The sequence below is a fragment of the Halopseudomonas sp. genome (assembly GCF_036961105.1).
Taxonomy (GTDB): Bacteria; Pseudomonadota; Gammaproteobacteria; order Pseudomonadales; family Pseudomonadaceae; genus Halopseudomonas.
Genome location: NZ_JBALWW010000009.1, coordinates 98024 through 115306, shown reverse-complemented (window position 1 = coordinate 115306; position 17283 = coordinate 98024). Strand labels below are relative to the sequence as shown.

Genomic DNA, 17283 nt, shown 5'->3' with positions numbered 1-17283 from the left:
AGACCGAGACCGAGACCGAGACCGAGACCGAGACCGAGACCGAGACCGAGACCGAGACCGAGACCGAGACCGAGACCGAGACCGCACCAGCAGTGATTGCTCCTGCCGCGCCTGAGGTTGTCGAAGACGACGAGATGGACGCCGAGCTGGTGGAAATCTTCGTCGAGGAAGCGGGCGAAGTGCTGGATACGCTCAGCGAGTTCACGCCGGCGTGGCAACAGAATCACGATGATCACAAGGCGCTGGCGGAAGTTCGCCGCGCTTTCCATACCCTCAAGGGCAGCGGCCGCATGGTCAAGGCGGGCATTCTTGCCGAGCTGGCGTGGTCGGTTGAAAACATGCTCAACCGGGTCATTGATCACAGTATCGAACTGAATGCCGATGTATTCAGCGTGGTCAATGCCGTGCGCGCACTGATGCCGCGTCTGGTTGACGACTTCGCCAGCCATCAGCAACGCCCCTGGCCGGAAGTGGCGCAATTGAGCGCCCAGGCCGACGCCCTTTCGCGTGGCGAAGCGCTGGCCGATCAGGAGCCTGCGGCCCAGGTTGAGCCTGCAGCACAGGAACCGATGCTCGATCAGGCAGAGGTGCTGGAAGAGCAGCGGGACGAGCAGCCAGAAGAACAAGGCTTAGCGCCCGAAGAAACGGCCGAGTGGCAATCCGACGTCTCGGATAGCTCAGATAACCTCGACCTTGCCGACCCGATGACGGCGCCGGAATTCGAGCCAGAGCTCTTGCTGCAGGATGACCTGCCGCCGCTGGAAGCCGAGGAAATCGACCTCGACCTCCTGCCCGAACAGCTGGCCGAACCGGAAGCCGATCTGAGCCTCCACGAAGACATGCCGGAGCTGATCGAGACCGATTCGCTGGACAGCTGGTCGCAGCCGCCCACACTCCCTGCAGAGCCAGAGCCAGAGCCAGAGCCAGAGCCAGAGCCAGAGCCAGAGCCAGAGCCAGAGCCAGAGCCAATCGAATCGGGCATGGACCCGGTGTTGCTGGATATTTTCCGCAACGAAACCCGGCATCATATCGACCAGATAAACGCCTACCTGCATGAGTGCGCCCTGCAGGGCGTGCCGCGCAGCGTCAGTGATGCCCTGCAGCGCGCCCTGCATACGCTCAAGGGCAGTGCGCACATGGCTGGCGTGCAGTCGATCGCCACCTTGGCTACACCGCTGGAGAAGCTGGCCAAGGAGTTCAAGGCCAACCTCATCCCGGCCGATCAAGCGTTGGTCAACCTGCTGAGCGATGCGGTAGAGCTGTTTGAAGCCGGGCTGGCCCAGCTCGGCTTCGGCCCTGACCAGCCGATTCCGGGCAGCGAAGCCTTCTTGCAGCGGCTGCACGCGCTGCATCAGCAGGCCTTGGCGGCTCGAGAAGCCAGCCGCGCCGGCCTGGATGATGGCGATACCAGCAGCAGTCTGATGTCGATCTTCCTCACCGAGGGCATCGATCAACTGCTGGATGCAGCAGACCAGCTGGATGCCCGACAGGCTGATCCGACAGCCGCAGTCGACAGCCGTGAACTCATTGGCGCGCTGCGCGCCCTGGCCGATGTGGCCGCCGATGTGGAATTGCCCGCGCTGGAGGAACTGTGCCAGGCACTTGAGCTGGTTCACGAGCGCGTACTGGAAGGTCATGAGCTTGACCACCAGGCACTGAGCGCGCTGTCGGCGGGTCACGAACGTGTGATCAGCATGATGGACCAAGTGGCCGCACATCAGCATTTGGATTCGGCCATCGAAGAAATCGCTGCGCTGCAGGCGCTGGTTCCCTCGGTGCCGATCCAGTCGACCATTCAGGCGGCCAGCTCGGCACCCGAGCAGAGCGGCACCTGGAACCCCAGCGAAGCGGGAACCGACGCAGAACTGGTGGATATCTTCCTGGAAGAGGCGCAGGAGATCATTGAGAGTGCCTCCGCCAGCCTGCAGCAGTGGATGGCCGATACCGGCAATACCATTGCAGTAGAGTCGCTGCAACGCGACCTGCATACCCTCAAGGGCGGCGCGCGCATGGCGGAGATTCGTCCTGTGGGCGACCTCTCGCACGAGATGGAGTTCGTCTACGAAGCGCTGTGCGAGCATCGCTACGAAGTCACGCCACCACTGTTCGAGCTATTGCATGCCTGCCACGACGCCCTGGCCGACATGGTCGACGGTGTGGTGGCCGGTCGTCCCATCAGCGATGGCGCTGCGTTGATTGCGGCGATCAGTCGCTTCCGCAAGAATCCTGCGGAGCCGCCGCGCCTGCCCGGTGCGATGGCAGAACCCAGCGCCTGCGCAGAACCTGTTGCCGAGGTGCCAGCGCAGCCGCAAGCTGCCGTCGAACCGCAGCCGCTGGATGCCATGCTGGCGATATTTGTCGAGGAGGCGCACGAATTGCTGGCCCCTTGTGCCGATCTTCTGCTGCAACGGGAAGTGGACGCCGCTGCCGCAGCGCAAATGCTGCACCGGATTCAAACGCTCAAGGGCAGCGCCAGACTGGCCGGGCAACAGGCATTGGCTGAACACGCCAAGACGCTGGAACTGGCGTTGCAACAGTCTCCGGCCGATCAGGACGCTTTGCAGGCCAGTCTGGCCACATTGCAGGCGCGGGTGACTGCGCTTTCGGCCGGCAGCAGTCCTCCGGAGCAGATCAGTTGGCATGCGCCTGTCGAGCGTGAGCTGCCGGCGCCGCCAGCCTCGGTTGTCACTGCGCCTGCGCTGCAGACGGAGGCCTCGGGGCTGTCACTGGCCGGCGTGCAGGACATTCTGCAACGGGCGATGACGGCCGGCGAGCGCGCCGGTGGCGAGCAGAAGCGCAGCAATGGCCAGGAAAGCGTCAAGGTTTCCTCTGCCCTGCTCGAAGAGCTGGTCAACCTGGCTGGCGAAACCTCCATCTTCCGCGGGCGCATCGAGCAGCAGGTGACCGATGTCGCGCACATTCTGGAAGACGTCGAGAGCACCATCGAGCGGGTACGTGATCAGTTGCGTCGTCTCGATATGGAGACCCAGGCGCAGATCCTGTCGCGCCACCAGGAGGAGCTGGAACAGGGCTACGAAGACTTCGATCCGCTGGAGATGGACCAGTACTCGCAGCTGCAACAGTTGTCGCGCTCGTTGTTCGAGTCCGCCTCCGACTTGCTCGATCTGAAAGAGACGCTGGCGACCAAGAGCCGCGACGCGGAAACCCTGCTGGTCCAGCAGGCACGGGTCAATACCGAGCTGCAGGAAGGTCTGATGCGTACGCGCATGGTGCCTTTCGAGCGCCTGCTGCCGCGTATGCGCCGCGTTGTGCGGCAGGTGGCCGGCGAGCTGGGCAAGCAGGTCGAGCTGGTGGTCGGCAACGCCGAAGGCGAGATGGACCGCAGTGTGCTCGAGCGCATGATCGGTCCGCTCGAGCACATGCTGCGCAATTCGGTGGACCACGGCATCGAACTGCCCCTGGCGCGGCAGGACCAGGGCAAGCCCGGTGAAGGCCGCATCTGGCTGGACCTGGGCCGTGAAGGCAGTGAAATCGTGCTGACCTTCAAGGACGATGGCGCCGGCATCAATCTGGACGCGGTACGGCGCAAGGCTATCGAGCGTGGCCTGATGGACGCCGATGCCGAGCTGACCGATCAGGAAATATTGCAGTTCATCCTCGAGGCGGGCTTCTCCACGGCCGAGAAAGTAACCCAGATTTCGGGTCGTGGCGTGGGTATGGACGTGGTCAATGCCGAGGTCAAGCAGCTTGGTGGCAGCATGACGCTGAGCACCGAGCCGGGCAACGGCACTACCTTTGTTATTCGTCTGCCGTTCACCGTGTCGGTCAACCGTGCGCTCATGGTGTATTCGGGTGAAGATCTGTACGCCATTCCGCTGAACACCATCGAAGGCATTGTGCGGGTCTCCGGCTATGAGCTGGAAGCCTACTATGCGCCGGATGCACCGCCTTTCGAATACGCCGGAAAGCAATATGATCTGCGTTACCTGGGTGATCTTTTGATCACCGGCCAGCAGCCCAAGCTGAGCGGTCACAGCTTGCCGCTGCCGGTGATTCTGGTGCGCGGTGCCGAGCACAGCGTCGCGGTGCAGGTGGATTCGCTGGCCGGCTCGCGGGAAATCGTGGTGAAGGGCCTGGGGCGTCAGTTTGCCGTGGTGCCCGGCATCTCCGGTGCGACCATTCTCGGTGACGGCCGGGTGGTGGTGATCCTCGATCTGCTGGCGGTGATACGCGCCCAGCAGGCGCTGCATGCCCAGCAGTATCTGGCCGCCGAGCGCGCGCAGGCAATCAGCGCACAGAAAGAGCGCGCGACCTTGGTCATGGTGGTCGATGACTCCATCACCGTACGCAAGGTGACCACCCGACTGCTCGAGCGTAACGGCATGGAAGTGGTGACCGCCAAGGACGGCGTAGATGCCATCGCGCGGCTGCAGGACATCGAACCCGACATCATGTTGCTGGATATCGAAATGCCGCGCATGGACGGCTTTGAAGTGGCCACCCGGGTGCGTCACGATTCGCGCCTGAGTCAGCTGCCGATCGTCATGATCACCTCGCGTACCGGCGAAAAACACCGCGAGCGCGCCTTGAGCATCGGCGTCAATGTGTACCTCGGCAAGCCCTATCAGGAAGCCCAGTTGCTGGAGGTCATCAGCCAATTGGTACCCCGGCGTGAATAAAGCCGGCGTGCCGGCCATCGCTTTGCTGGCCGGTAACGCCGGCAAGCGTCAGCGGCTGGCCAGCGTGCTGGCCGGGTTTGGCTATCAGGTGGTGTTCGCCGGGGATCCAGAGCAACTGGACGCCGAGCGCATGCAGGCGGTGCAGACCGACGCCTGGTTGCTCGAACTGGCCGAGGAGTCGCCGCTGGCCGACTGGCTGCTCGAGCACAGTCCGGTCCCGGTACTGCTGGGAGCGGGCGAAATTCCGCTGGCCGACAGTGAAGACTATCCTCGCTGGCAACGACGGCTGCTCGGCAAGTTACTGCCTCTGTTGGGCGAGGCATCGGCGGTGGATAAGCTGGCGCCGGTGGTGATACCGCAATTGCGCCACGATGCGCCTCCCTGTGTCTGGGTGTTGGGCGCGTCTCTGGGTGGCCCGGCGGCGGTTAAACGCTTTCTCGACCTGCTGCCGGCCGACCTGCCGGTGGCCTTTATCTATGCACAGCATATCGACGCCGGCTTTGAACAGCAGTTGCCGCAGATACTCGGCCGGCAGAATGACTGGCGCATCATCAATTGTCAGCCGGGCGCACATCTGCGCCGTGGTGATGTGCTGGTAGCTCCGGTGTCGCGTTCGCTGCGTTTTGGCAACGACGGCGTAGTGCAGCTCAGCGATGAACCCTGGCCCGGCCTCTACCGGCCGTCGATCGAAGCGGTGCTGGATGAAACCCTGCGCGCTTTCGGCGCCGCCAGCGGCGCCATTATTTTCAGCGGCATGGGTGAGGATGGCGTAGCCGCCTGTGGACGTCTGCGTCAGCAGGGTATCGAGGTCTGGACCCAGGATGAGCAAAGCGCGGCCTGCGCCGTCATGCCCAAGGCGGTGCAGGACGCCGGTTACAGCCACCGGCAGGGCTCGCCGGAGGAGCTGGCCGCGGCGCTGCAGCAATGGTTATTGCAGGAATGGCCGCTGGCTCTCTAGCGCGATGCGCGAGGGTTGGCGACAGACGAATTTCAACGAGGATCGCAAGACATGTCGGACGTGCTGGAAAGCCTTAACGGACTTATCATTCCGCTGGCAGGCAAGCCACTGTTGCTGCCCAACGTGGCAGTAGCGGAGCTGGTAGGCTACCGGCTGAGCCAGGCGACGTCGCAGGGACCTGAATGGTTTCTGGGCTGGACGCTATGGCGCGATCAGCAGATACCCATGCTCGACCTCGATAATCTGCTGGCCGACGGCACCGAGCCGGAAATGGACGCGCAGCCGCGCACACTCATTCTCAATGCCCTGGAAGGCGTACCGGATCTGCACTTTATCGGTTTGCGGGTTTGGGGTATTCCCCGGGCCCGTCGTCTGCTGCGTTCGGAGATCGAGCAGGTGGGTCCTGGCAGCAGCTATGTATTGCAGCGTGTGCGAGTGGCAGAAGAGCCGGACGAGCTGCTGATTCCCGATCTTTCTGCGCTCGAGCGCGCGCTGGAGCAGGGCGGTCTGCTGCATCGGGCGCGCTGATCAGAGTGTGAAACTCAACCGCGCCTCGGTGCCGCCGCCCACGCGGTTGAGCAACTGCACTGTAGCGCCATGGCTGTCGGTAATCCGTTTGACGATCGCCAGCCCCAGCCCGGTGCCGCGGGTCGAACGCGCCTGATCGCCACGAATGAAGGGGCTGAACAGGGCGTCATCTTCAAGAATTTCCACGCCTGGCCCTCGGTCCAGCACGCTGACCACAAGGCGTGTCTGTGGTCCGGCATGCTGCAAATAGGTGCAGACTTCCACACCGGCGCCGCCGTGAATCAGGGCGTTATCTATCAGATTGGTCAGCACTCGCTTGATCGACAGCCGACGGAACTCGAATTCAGGCACCGGCTGCAGACACAGGCGAACGGTTTCGCCATTGGCGTTCAGCGGCGCCACCACCTCACGGATCAGTTCGTTGATGTCGGCCAGCTCGCTGGTCTCGGCGCTGCCATCGCGGATATAGGCCATGAACTGGTCGAGAATGGCATCCATGTCCTCGATGTCACGGATCATGCCGTCGGTCAGTTCCGGCTCGGCATCCGACAATAGCTCGGTAGACAGGCGCATGCGCGTCAGCGGTGTGCGCAGGTCATGTGACACCCCGGCCAGCAGCATGGAGCGGTCACGGCTGGCCTGTTCCACATCCTGCGCCATCTGGTTGAAGGCGCGATAGACCTCGGCAATCTCCGATGGGCCACTGTTGTCGAGCAGGCGCACGCGCTTGCCCTGGCCAATGCTGCGGGCCGCGCCCTCCAGCGTTTTCAGCGGCTGATTGAGCTGGCGCACCAACAGCCAGGCAGCAGCGGTCGAGAGCATGCCGATCAGCACCAGCCAGGTCACCACCATCCACACCCGCTGGCCGCGCAGCGGATGGGCGTAGAGCGGCACCTTGAGCCAGTACTCGCCATAGGCGGGCTGATGGATCCATACCGCTGGGTGGGCCTGGGTCTGCACCCGCACCTGGGTCTGGTCACCCAGTTCGTCACGCAGCTGATGAGTGAAAATCCCGGAGTAGGGCCAGTGAAACTCGCCCTGCGGGACCTGCTCGGGCACGGTCACGCGCATGCCGGTCATCTCTTCGATGTCGCGGCGAGTCTCCGGGCTGCTGGCCCAGTAGGCGCGCACCAGCATGGCGGTGCCATGACTGTACTGACGGTCGACCAGCAGGTCTTCGTTGCTGAGCAGGTAGACCAGCGTCAGCAACTTGGAAAACAGCGTAACCAGCAGCACCAGCAAGATGGTGCGGGCAAAGAAGCTGCGCGGCAGCAGGGGATGCCAGCCGGGACCACCCTTCACGCGTTCTGACCGTCCGGTACAAACACGTAGCCCACGCCCCAGACCGTCTGGATATAGCGCGGCTTGGAGGGGTCGGGTTCGAGCATGCGGCGCAGGCGGGAGATCTGCACGTCAATCGAGCGCTCCAGCGCATCCCACTCGCGGCCCCGTGCCAGTTGCATCAGCTTGTCGCGGGTGAGGGGCTCACGCGGATGGCGTACCAACGCCTTGAGCACGGCAAATTCGCCGGTGGTCAGCATGTTGACTTCGTTGCCGCGCTTGAGCTCGCGGGTCGCCAGGTTGAGCACGAACTCGCCAAAGGTCACCTGGTCGTCGTCGGTGCTCGGTGCGCCCGGTACCTGAGGCAACTGGCGGCGCAGTACCGCCTTCATGCGCGCGACCAGTTCGCGCGGATTGAAGGGCTTGGGCAGGTAGTCATCGGCGCCGATTTCCAGGCCCTGAATGCGGCTGGTTTCGTCACCCTTGGCGGTGAGCATGATGATGGGGGTGGTGTTGCCCTCGTTGCGCAGTCGCGCGCAGGCGGTCATACCGTCTTCGCCGGGCAGCATCAGATCGAGCACGATCAGCGAATAGATTTCGCGCGCCAGCAGGCGGTCCATCTGCTCGGTGTCCTCCACCGCTCGCACGCGGTAGCCCTGCTCACCCAGAAAGCGTTCGAGCAAACGCCGCAAACGCACGTCGTCATCGACAATCAGGATTTTCTCGCCTTCGCTCGTCATGCTCCACCTGCCTGAAATAATTAGCTCGCATTGTGACCCAAGGCCGCTCGGATTGCGGTCTGGCCATTGTTACAAGAGGTTTCTTTTGGCGTAGTTTTACGCTGTTATGGTCGCGCTATCCAGCCTGTTGATAAGCCTGATGTAGAAGCGATGATGGAGCCGACCTGAGCCCATCTCTCGGTTATACTGCGCGGCCTGTTACCGCAAATTGTGGAATTGAATGCCCATGCAGAGTATTGCCGCGCGCATCGCCGCCGAGTTGTCGGTGCGTCCTGAACAAGTAGATGCCACCGTCGGGCTGCTGGACGAAGGCGCCAGTGTTCCCTTTATTGCCCGCTACCGCAAGGAGGTCACCGGTAGTCTGGACGACACCCAACTGCGCTATCTGGAAGAGCGTCTGCGCTATTTGCGCGAACTGGAAGATCGCCGCGCTGCGGTGCTGTCCAGCATCGCCGAGCAGGACAAGCTCACCCCCGAGCTGGAACGCGATATTCGCCAGGCCGACACCAAAACGCGCCTGGAAGATCTGTACCTGCCCTACAAGCCCAAGCGGCGGACCAAGGGTCAGATTGCCATCGAGGCCGGGCTTGAGCCGCTGGCCGATGCGCTCTACGCCGACCCCACACTGGACCCTGAGGCCCAGGCAGCGGCGTTCGTGGACATCGACCAGGGCGTGGCCGATACCAAGGCTGCGCTGGATGGCGCCAAGTACATCCTGATGGAGCGCTTCAGCGAGAACGCGGGGCTGCTGGATAAGCTGCGCCGGGCGCTGCGCGAAGAGGGTCGCGTAGTCTCGCGTCTGGTTGCCGGCAAGGAGCAGGAAGGCGCCAAGTTCAGCGACTATTTCGAGTACGACGAGCCCTTGGCCAAGGTGCCTTCGCACCGCGCCCTGGCCATCCTGCGTGGGCGCAACGAGGGCGTGCTGAGCATTGCCCTGGAGCTGGGCGACGAAGCCCCGGCGGTCGGTGCCATGCATCCTTGCGAAGGCATCATCGCGCAGGCAGTGGGCATCGACAATCAGGGCCGCGCGGGCGACAAGTGGTTGGCCGAAGTGGTGCGCTGGACCTGGCGCGTCAAGCTGCTGGGCCATCTGGAAACCGAGCTGCTGGGCGAGCTGCGCGAAGGCGCCGAAGACGAAGCCATCCGCGTGTTTGCCAGCAACCTCAAGGATCTGCTGTTGTCCGCACCGGCCGGCCCGCGTATTACCCTGGGGCTGGATCCGGGACTGCGTACCGGCGTCAAGGTCGTGGTGGTCGATGCCACCGGCAAGCTGCTGGATACCGCGACCGTGTTTCCACACGCGCCACGCAATGACTGGGACCGTTCGCTGGCCACCCTGGCAGCGCTGTGCAGCAAGCATCAGGTCAGCCTGATTGCCGTGGGCAACGGCACCGCCTCGCGCGAGACCGACAAACTGGCGGGCGAGCTGATCAAGCTGTGCAGCGGCCAGGTCATGCAGAAAGTCATGGTATCGGAGGCGGGCGCTTCGGTGTATTCGGCCTCGGAACTGGCGGCCAGAGAATTTCCCGATCTGGACGTGACTTACCGCGGCGCGGTGTCCATCGCTCGCCGTCTGCAGGATCCGCTGGCCGAGCTGGTGAAGATCGAACCCAAGGCGATCGGCGTGGGGCAGTATCAGCACGACGTGTCGCAGGTTAAGCTGGCGCGCGGATTGGACGCCGTAGTCGAAGACTGTGTAAACGCCGTGGGCGTAGACCTGAACACGGCCTCGGCGGCGCTGCTCACGCGGGTTTCCGGCCTGAACCCGAGCATCGCGCAGAACATCGTCGATTACCGCGACCAGCACGGCGCCTTCCTGAACCGCAAGCAGTTGCTCAAGGTCAGTCGGCTGGGTGACAAGACCTTCGAGCAGGCGGCGGGCTTTCTGCGCGTGATGAACGGTGACAATCCGCTGGATGCCTCGGCCGTACACCCTGAAGCCTACCCGCTGGTGACCCGCATCGCCGAGGAGACCGGCCGCGACGTACGCGGCCTGATCGGCGACTCGACCTTCCTGCGCAAGCTGGAGCCGGCGCGCTACACCGACGAGCACTTTGGCGTGCCGACCATCACCGACATTCTCAAGGAGCTGGACAAGCCAGGCCGCGACCCGCGTCCCGAGTTCAAGGCAGCCGAGTTTCAGGAAGGGGTGGAGAGCCTCAAGGATCTCAAGCCCGGCATGAAGCTGGAGGGTGTGGTCACCAACGTCGCCAACTTTGGTGCCTTCGTCGATATTGGCGTGCATCAGGACGGTCTGGTGCACATCTCCATGCTGTCACAGCAATTCATCAAGGACCCGCGCGACGTGGTCAAGGCCGGCGACATTGTCACGGTCAAGGTGATGGAAGTGGACATCGCGCGACAGCGCATCAGCCTGAGCATGCGCCTGGACGACACGCCCCCGGTGCCGGGCGACAAGGCCGAATCGCCGGCTGAGCGCAGCCGTGCGCGTAATCAGGGCAGCAAGCACAACGCCAAAACCAACGTCCAGGCCAAGCCTACAGCCGAAGGCACCTTCGCCAGCCTGTTCGCCAATGCCAAGAAGAAGAGGTGATGCCATGAGCGAATTGCATCCGGCGCTGGCGGCGTTTGCTGCGCAACGCACCAGCGAGTTTACCGCCCTGGTGGGCATCGAATTTGCGGCGATAGAACGCGGCAGCTGCACCCTGCGGCTGCCGATTGATGCCAAGCACTTCAATTCAACCAAACGCGTGCACGGTGGCGTGGTCTTTACCTTGCTGGATTCCGCCATGGGCGCGGCCGCCTTCAGCGTGCTGGAAGCGCATGAAAGTACCGCCACCATCGAGTGCAAGATCAACTACACTCGCGCGGTGGTGGGCGGCGAACTGGAGTGCACCGGCAAGGTGGTGCATGCCGGAACCCGCACCATAGTGGTCGACGGTGAGGTCTGGCAGGATGGCGCGTTGGTGGCCAAGTGTCTGGGCACCTTCGCGCGCCTGTAACAAGCGCAGGGAGCTGCGTCTTTCTATACTGATCGAGCTACCGGCTGGCGGGTGCCAGCCGCTGCAACAACCCAAGGAGTGACACCTTGTCACCAACGTTTAATGAACGCCTCGGCCTGCTGCGTGACCCGGCAATATTGCCTCTGCTGACCGACTGCCGGCACGGCATCGAGAAGGAAAGCCTGCGCGTGAGCGCGGACGGTACTCTGGTACACAGCCCGCACCCGCCGGGGCTGGGGTCGGCGCTGACGCACCCGACGATCACCACCGACTATTCCGAAGCGCTGATTGAACTCATCACGCCGGTCTCGCGCAGCATTGACGAGTTGTTTGGCAATCTCGACGAGGTGCACCGCTTCACCTATAGCCATCTGGGTGAAGAGCGCTTGTGGAACCAGTCGATGCCCTGCCGCCTGCCGGCCACCGACAGCGACATTCCCATCGCCTGGTACGGTACTTCCAACGTGGGCACTCTCAAGCACGTTTATCGCCGCGGGCTGGCCGTACGTTACGGCAAGGCCATGCAATGCATCGCCGGCGTGCATTACAACTTTTCCCTGTCGCCCCAGTTGTGGGCGTTGCTGCGTGAGCAGGAGCAGGATCCGCGCAGCCAGCAGGATTACCAGTCGGCATGCTATTTTGCGCTGATCCGCAACTTCCGCCGTTACGCCTGGCTGCTCATGTACCTGTTCGGCGCCTCGCCGGCGGTCTGTGCCAGCTTTCTGCAGGGTCGTGACCATCGCCTGCAGCCGCTGGGCGAGAAGAGCCTGTATCTGCCCTATGCCACCAGCCTGCGCATGAGCGATCTGGGGTACAACAACAACGCCCAGGCTGGCCTGAACATCTGTTACAACAGCCTGGATAACTACATCGGCAGCATGCTCGACGCCATCAGCTTGCCCTACGCGCCCTACGCCAAGCTGGGCACACACGATGCCCATGGCCAGTGGCAGCAGCTCAACACCAATCTGCTGCAGATCGAAAACGAGTTCTACAGCCCGATTCGGCCCAAGCGCGTGACCCAGAGCGGAGAAAAGCCGGTGCACGCGCTGGCCGACCGCGGCGTCGAGTATATCGAAGTGCGTTGTCTGGACATCGACCCCTTCGCTCCGCTTGGGGTGGACCCGGTCACGGCGCACTTTATGGACAGCTTCCTGCTGTTCTGTGCGCTGCAGGACAGTCCGGAGCTTGGCGATGCGGAATGTCAGGCGGTCACGGACAATTTCAATCTGACGGTCAAGCGCGGGCGTGAGCCTGGGTTGCGTCTGGAGGATGCCGGCCAGCAACGCGATCTTGCCGAGTGGGGCAAGAGCCTGCTAGGTAGCATTGCGGCCTGCGCCGAATTGCTCGACAGCGCCAGCGGCAGCGAGCAGTTCTCTGCCAGTCTCGAACAGCAGCGCGCCAAGCTGGAGGATGCCAGCCTGACCCCCTCAGCGCGCGTGCTGGCGGCTATAGCCGAGCAGGGTGACAGCTTCTTCCGCTTTGCTCTGGCACAGTCGGAAGAGCACAACCGCTATTTCCGGAACCGCCCGCTGAGCGCCGAGGTGCAGGCGCAATCTGAGGGTATTGCGGCGCAGTCGTTGGCCGAGCAGCAGGCACTGGAAGCGTCCGACACCCTGGATTTCGACAGTTACCTGGAGCGCTATCTGAGCCCGCGCGGCTAAAGGTGTTATCAGCGCAGCCGGCCGTTTCACGGCCGGCTGCGGTTCGAGTTACTGCACTAGTTATTGCACTATAAGGTTGGTGAACAGCAGATCTTCGACCAAGGGGGCGCCTTCTTCTTCCGTCAGCACGGCCTGGACTGCTTCCAGCGCCCGAGCGCGCAGCGCCTCCTTGCCATCCAGCGAGGCCAGGTCATCAGCGGTCTGACGCGCAAACAGGGTGACCAGGGCATTGCGGATCAGCGGGTCGTGGTACTCGATCTTGGCGACCGCAGCCGGGTCTTCGGTGCGCAGCGCCACATCGGCCTTCAGATACTGGATACGCGGGCCGGTGCCTATGGTGCCAACAAAGGATGGCTTCATTTCAACGTAGGCGGTGGCTTGGGCTGGGGCTTCTTCCTCTGCTGCGCCAACACTGCAAGGCAGTGCCAGCAAGGCGGCGAGGAAAAGCAGGGGTAGGCGTCTGCTGTGCATGGTCTGGGGCTCCGTAAATATGGTCACAGGATAGCCGAGCCTTGGAGCTGCGCCAAACACAAGTGCGCTCTGGCTGACGCGAATGTTATGCAGACCCATCACTTCAGAGCATGGTGATTGACCCCGGTGCGGGTTAAACGTCTAGACTGTGCGCATCATGGCCCTGACAGGTGGCGGCAAGACCACCTGCGCTGCCAAGAGTACGAAAAATGGCGTTGCAACGCTTTGCCGCTGGCAAGGCACGCTGTCTTTCGTCCTTGGCTGTCCCGGCTACTGTTATCACAACCTGCTCGAGCCAAGGAGACAACAATGAAAGCCGTTCTATGCAAAGCCTATGGTCCTGCCAGTAGTCTGGTGCTGGAAGAAACTGCCGATCCGGTTGCCAAGCCCAATGAAGTGGTTATCGACATTCACGCCGCCGGGGTCAACTTTCCAGACACTCTGATCATCGAAGGCAAATACCAGGTCAAGCCGCCGTTCCCGTTCTCTCCGGGCGGTGAAGCGGCAGGTGTCGTTGCCAGCGTGGGCGAGAAGGTCAAGCACCTGAAAGTAGGTGATCGCGTCATGGGTCTGACCGGTTTTGGCAGCTTTGCCGAAAAGGTGGCCACCGATGCCATGCGTGTACTGCCTATGCCCGACGACATGGATTACATTACTGCTTCCGGCTTCAGCATGACCTACGGCACCTCCATGCACGCGCTCAAGCAGCGCGGCGACCTGCAGCCGGGCGAGACTCTGCTGGTGCTGGGCGCCTCCGGTGGCGTGGGCCTGGCCGCAGTCGAGATCGGCAAGGCCATGGGCGCTCGGGTGATCGCGGCCGCCTCCAGCGCAGAAAAGCTCGAAGTGGCCAAGGCTGCTGGCGCTGATGAGTTGATCAACTACAGCGAAGTCAGCCTGAAGGAAGCCGTCAAGGAGCTGACCAATGGCAAGGGCGCCGACGTGATCTATGATCCGGTGGGCGGCGACCTGTTTGATGAAGCGGTACGCAGCATCAACTGGAAAGGCCGCCTGCTGGTGGTAGGTTTTGCCAGCGGCCGCATCCCCGAGTTCCCGGTCAACCTGGCACTGCTCAAGGGATCTTCTATCGTCGGCGTTTTCTGGGGCTCTTTCGCCGCCCGCGAACCACAGGCCAACCTGGACAACTTCAAGCAACTGTTTGCCTGGCACAGCGAAGGCAAGCTAAAGCCGCTGGTGTCCAAGACCTATGAGCTGAACGAGTATGAAGATGCGCTGAACATCCTCAGCTCACGCCAGGCAGTCGGCAAGGTAGTGGTCAAGACACGCTAAGGTCAGCTTCAAGCTTCAAGCGACAAGCGACAAGCAAACCCCCGCAGGGTGCTGGCACCCTGCGGGGGTTTCGTTTGTATAACCGGCAACGCTTCCCCCTAGCGACTTTGGCTCGGAGTGCGGCTCAGATCAGCTGCTGAATGGGTCGATCAACGCGAGCATTTTCCCGAATATCACTTCACGGACAATACCCAGGCCCCATCCTGATAACGCTTGCAGCTTGCAGCTTGCAGCTTGCAGGGGGCGGCCATCCGCCTTGCAGCTGCGCTTAAAGCGCACCCCCGTAACCCAACTGTCGCCAAGCCTCATAGATCAGAATGGCTGCACTGTTCGACAGGTTCAGGCTACGGCTGTCGGGCAGCATGGGGATGCGCAGTACCTGATCGGCCGGCAGTGCCTCGCGCACCTCGGCGGGCAGGCCGCGGCTTTCGGGGCCGAACAGAAACAGATCATCGGCAGCAAATTGCACCTCGCTGAAACCCTGGGTGCCTTTGGTGCTCAAGGCAAAGACGCGATTGGGCTTCACGCTTTGCAGGCAGGCTTCAAGGTTCGGATAGGTTCTGACCGCAGCAAACTCGTGGTAATCCAGCCCCGCGCGGCGCAGCCGCTTGTCATCCAGCTCAAAACCCAAGGGTTCGATCAGGTGCAACTGGCACCCGGTATTGGCGCACAAGCGAATGATGTTGCCGGTATTGGGTGGGATCTCGGGTTCAAGCAGGGCGATATGGAACATGGTCAGGGCATCGGCTGGCGTCGGGAGGGCAGTTTAGGCGTGCGCTGCAGCTGGCCGCAAGCCGCAAGCCGCAAGCCGCAAGCCACAAGCTACAAGCCGCAAGCTTCAAGCCACAAGCCATAAGCGATAAAGCGGGAAACTCCCGTATGACGCTGGGTGCCGCGTGAGACTTGCACGCCTGTAGCGTATCCGCTCTCTCCCTTAGTCATTCCCGCGTAGGCGGTAACCAATGCGAGCCCACCTTTATCTCTGAATCAAGGCCAGGCGCTGCGGCCAGCAAGCTGGTTTCCGGCCTGCGCGGGAATGACTCAGAGAGGCGTTCCGGTCAAGCCCAGGCATTGGCTCGGTAATACAGCCACGGACGTAAAATACGACTTGACGGCTTCATAGCTACCGCCATCCTGATCAAGCTTGCAGCTTGCAGCTTGCAGCTTGCAGCTTGCAGCTTGCAGGGCACCAGTTCATCTGGCGCCCTGGATTTGCGCTCTAGAGTTCGCCGCGGTCCCAACGCTGCTGGCTGGCCACCAGCGCCGCAGAAATATCCTGCAGGCTGTCGGAGGGCAGCTGTTCGGGGAGCGGGTCCAGGCCGACGCTGGCAAAGAGTTGGCCGTAGGCGTTGCGCAGTTCGGCATAAGCCAGGTCGCGGCGCAGCTCGGCTTGCAGTGCACTCATCTCGCCCTGGATCAGGTCCAGCTCGCCGATGCTTCGGGCCTCACGGCGGTTGCGCAACTGAGTCACGATTTGCTCGTCAAGAGCGCTCAACTGCTCGCTGGTGTCGAACTGGCGCCGCGCCTCGTTGTAGTTGGCGTTGGCTACGTGCAACTGGGCCAGTACGGCAACCGACATGGCCTGGCGCCGCGCCTCGGCGACAGCTTCGCCGGCCTTGGCTGCGTCCAGCGCGGCGGGCCCGGACAACACATTGAGCAGGTTCCAGGTGACTTTTACGCCATAATCGGCCCAGCTCTGATTGACCAGAAAGGAGTTGCTGTCGTAATGCCCACCGGCGGAGAACTCCAGGCCCGGCAACATGCGCAGCATGGCCTTGCGGGTTTCCGCAGCACTGATGCGTGCCTGATAATCCTGCTCGCGCAACTCGGGTCGATGAATCAGTGCCTGCTCTTCCAGCTCAGGCAGCGCGACGGCCAGTTCCGGTACCGGGTAGCCCTCGCCGGCCGCCAGACTGAAATCGCTGCCCAGTGGCAGGTTGATCAACGTGGCCAACTCCGTTTTTGCCAATGACAACGCCTTGCGCTGCTGCTCCAGCGTACGTGTTGCCTCGATCAGCGAGCGCTGATAGTTCAGTGCCTCTACCGGGTCGCCCAGACGCTGTTCGCTAAGTTGCTGGCTGTCGCCGCGTGCGGCGTCAACCCGCGTCATCAAACCATCAATGCGGCTCAGTAGACGTTCGGCAGCCACCGCGCGCCAGTAGGCAGAACGCACATCCTGAGTAATGGTGTGCACCACCTTGCGCCGGCGTTCTTCAACGATGAGACGCTGGTCCGACTTCTGCGTGGCGCTGACATAGCTGACACCAAAATCCAGTACGTTCCAGACCATGGTCAGGTCGGCAACTTCACGGTCACGGTCCTGCGACGTGGAGGGTTCCAGAGACTGGGTGCCGGTTTCGATGCTTTCGCTGCTGGAGGCGCTGACGTTGTTGCGCCCAGCGTAACCGGCAGACATGGCCATGCGGGGCAGCATGTCGAAGGTGGCGAGGTCCAGCTGCCGCTCGGACAGTGCCTGCTCCATGACCTTGAGCCGTGCTTCCAGGTTGTATTTGACCGCTCTGGCCATGGCATCGTGCAGCGTGAGCGGGCCACTGAGTGGTTCCTGATTCTGGTAGATCGCGCTCAAGTCCTGCTGCGCGCGCTCGGCGCTGGTGCTCAGCGCGATGGGCTGGGTGTGCACGGCACAGCCGGTAATGGCCAGTGCCAGCAGGCTGACACCCACTGTTCTGTAATTATGCTTCATGCGGCAGCCGCCCCCTTTGTACGGCACGTCGGCGTGTCTACTCTGAT

The 17283-nt window shown here is 62.6% G+C and carries 12 protein-coding genes; 7 read left to right on the top strand and 5 right to left on the bottom strand.

What is annotated here, in order from left to right; genetic code table 11:
* The 3 genes from V7756_RS11015 to V7756_RS11005 form a co-directional block, all read left to right on the top strand.
* Positions 1-4640: Hpt domain-containing protein (locus V7756_RS11015; protein ID WP_335610221.1), on the top strand; the 4640-nt coding region annotated here is incomplete at its 5' end.
* Complete coding sequence (locus tag V7756_RS11010) at positions 4633-5598, top strand: chemotaxis protein CheB (protein ID WP_335610220.1); 966 nt, start codon at positions 4633-4635, stop codon at positions 5596-5598. The genes V7756_RS11015 and V7756_RS11010, both read left to right, overlap by 8 nt.
* Positions 5599-5649: 51 nt before the next feature.
* A complete protein-coding gene (locus tag V7756_RS11005) occupies positions 5650-6126 on the top strand; it encodes a chemotaxis protein CheW (protein WP_335610219.1) in 477 nt (158 codons plus the stop codon).
* Here V7756_RS11005 and V7756_RS11000 read toward each other — a convergent pair whose 3' ends face one another.
* Both V7756_RS11000 and ompR read right to left on the bottom strand, forming a co-directional pair.
* Positions 6127-7428 (bottom strand): ATP-binding protein, encoded by a 1302-nt coding sequence (locus V7756_RS11000; RefSeq protein WP_335610218.1) that lies wholly within the window; start codon positions 7426-7428, stop codon positions 6127-6129.
* Positions 7425-8147, bottom strand: coding sequence for an osmolarity response regulator transcription factor OmpR (ompR, locus tag V7756_RS10995; RefSeq protein WP_335610217.1), 723 nt, complete (start codon positions 8145-8147; stop codon positions 7425-7427). The genes V7756_RS11000 and ompR overlap by 4 nt, the downstream gene beginning before the upstream one ends.
* A 226-nt stretch (positions 8148-8373) precedes the next feature.
* Between ompR and V7756_RS10990 the strand changes: the two genes are divergently transcribed.
* From V7756_RS10990 to gshA, 3 genes are all read left to right on the top strand, one after another.
* The gene (locus V7756_RS10990; protein WP_335610216.1) at positions 8374-10701 is read left to right on the top strand and encodes a Tex family protein; all 2328 of its coding nucleotides are present in this window, start codon (positions 8374-8376) and stop codon (positions 10699-10701) included.
* 4 nt (positions 10702-10705) lie between these two features.
* The gene (locus V7756_RS10985) at positions 10706-11110 is read left to right on the top strand and encodes a PaaI family thioesterase (RefSeq protein WP_335610215.1); all 405 of its coding nucleotides are present in this window, start codon (positions 10706-10708) and stop codon (positions 11108-11110) included.
* An 86-nt stretch (positions 11111-11196) separates the two neighbouring features.
* The gene (gene gshA / locus V7756_RS10980; protein ID WP_335610214.1) at positions 11197-12774 is read left to right on the top strand and encodes a glutamate--cysteine ligase; all 1578 of its coding nucleotides are present in this window, start codon (positions 11197-11199) and stop codon (positions 12772-12774) included.
* A gap of 60 nt (positions 12775-12834) precedes the next feature.
* Here the strand turns inward: gshA and V7756_RS10975 are convergent, their stop codons facing one another.
* Positions 12835-13245, bottom strand: coding sequence for a flagellar basal body-associated FliL family protein (locus tag V7756_RS10975; protein WP_335610213.1), 411 nt, complete (start codon positions 13243-13245; stop codon positions 12835-12837).
* A gap of 309 nt (positions 13246-13554) precedes the next feature.
* Between V7756_RS10975 and V7756_RS10970 the strand changes: the two genes are divergently transcribed.
* Positions 13555-14532 carry an NADPH:quinone oxidoreductase family protein gene (locus tag V7756_RS10970; protein ID WP_335610212.1) on the top strand — a complete coding sequence of 326 codons (978 nt, stop codon included), beginning with the start codon at positions 13555-13557 and terminating at the stop codon, positions 14530-14532.
* A gap of 268 nt (positions 14533-14800) precedes the next feature.
* Here V7756_RS10970 and trmL read toward each other — a convergent pair whose 3' ends face one another.
* A complete protein-coding gene (gene trmL, locus V7756_RS10965; protein ID WP_335610211.1) occupies positions 14801-15265 on the bottom strand; it encodes a tRNA (uridine(34)/cytosine(34)/5-carboxymethylaminomethyluridine(34)-2'-O)-methyltransferase TrmL in 465 nt (154 codons plus the stop codon).
* Positions 15266-15751: 486 nt separating this feature from the next.
* Positions 15752-17236 carry a TolC family protein gene (locus V7756_RS10960; protein WP_335610210.1) on the bottom strand — a complete coding sequence of 495 codons (1485 nt, stop codon included), beginning with the start codon at positions 17234-17236 and terminating at the stop codon, positions 15752-15754.
* Positions 17237-17283 lie beyond the last annotated feature (47 nt).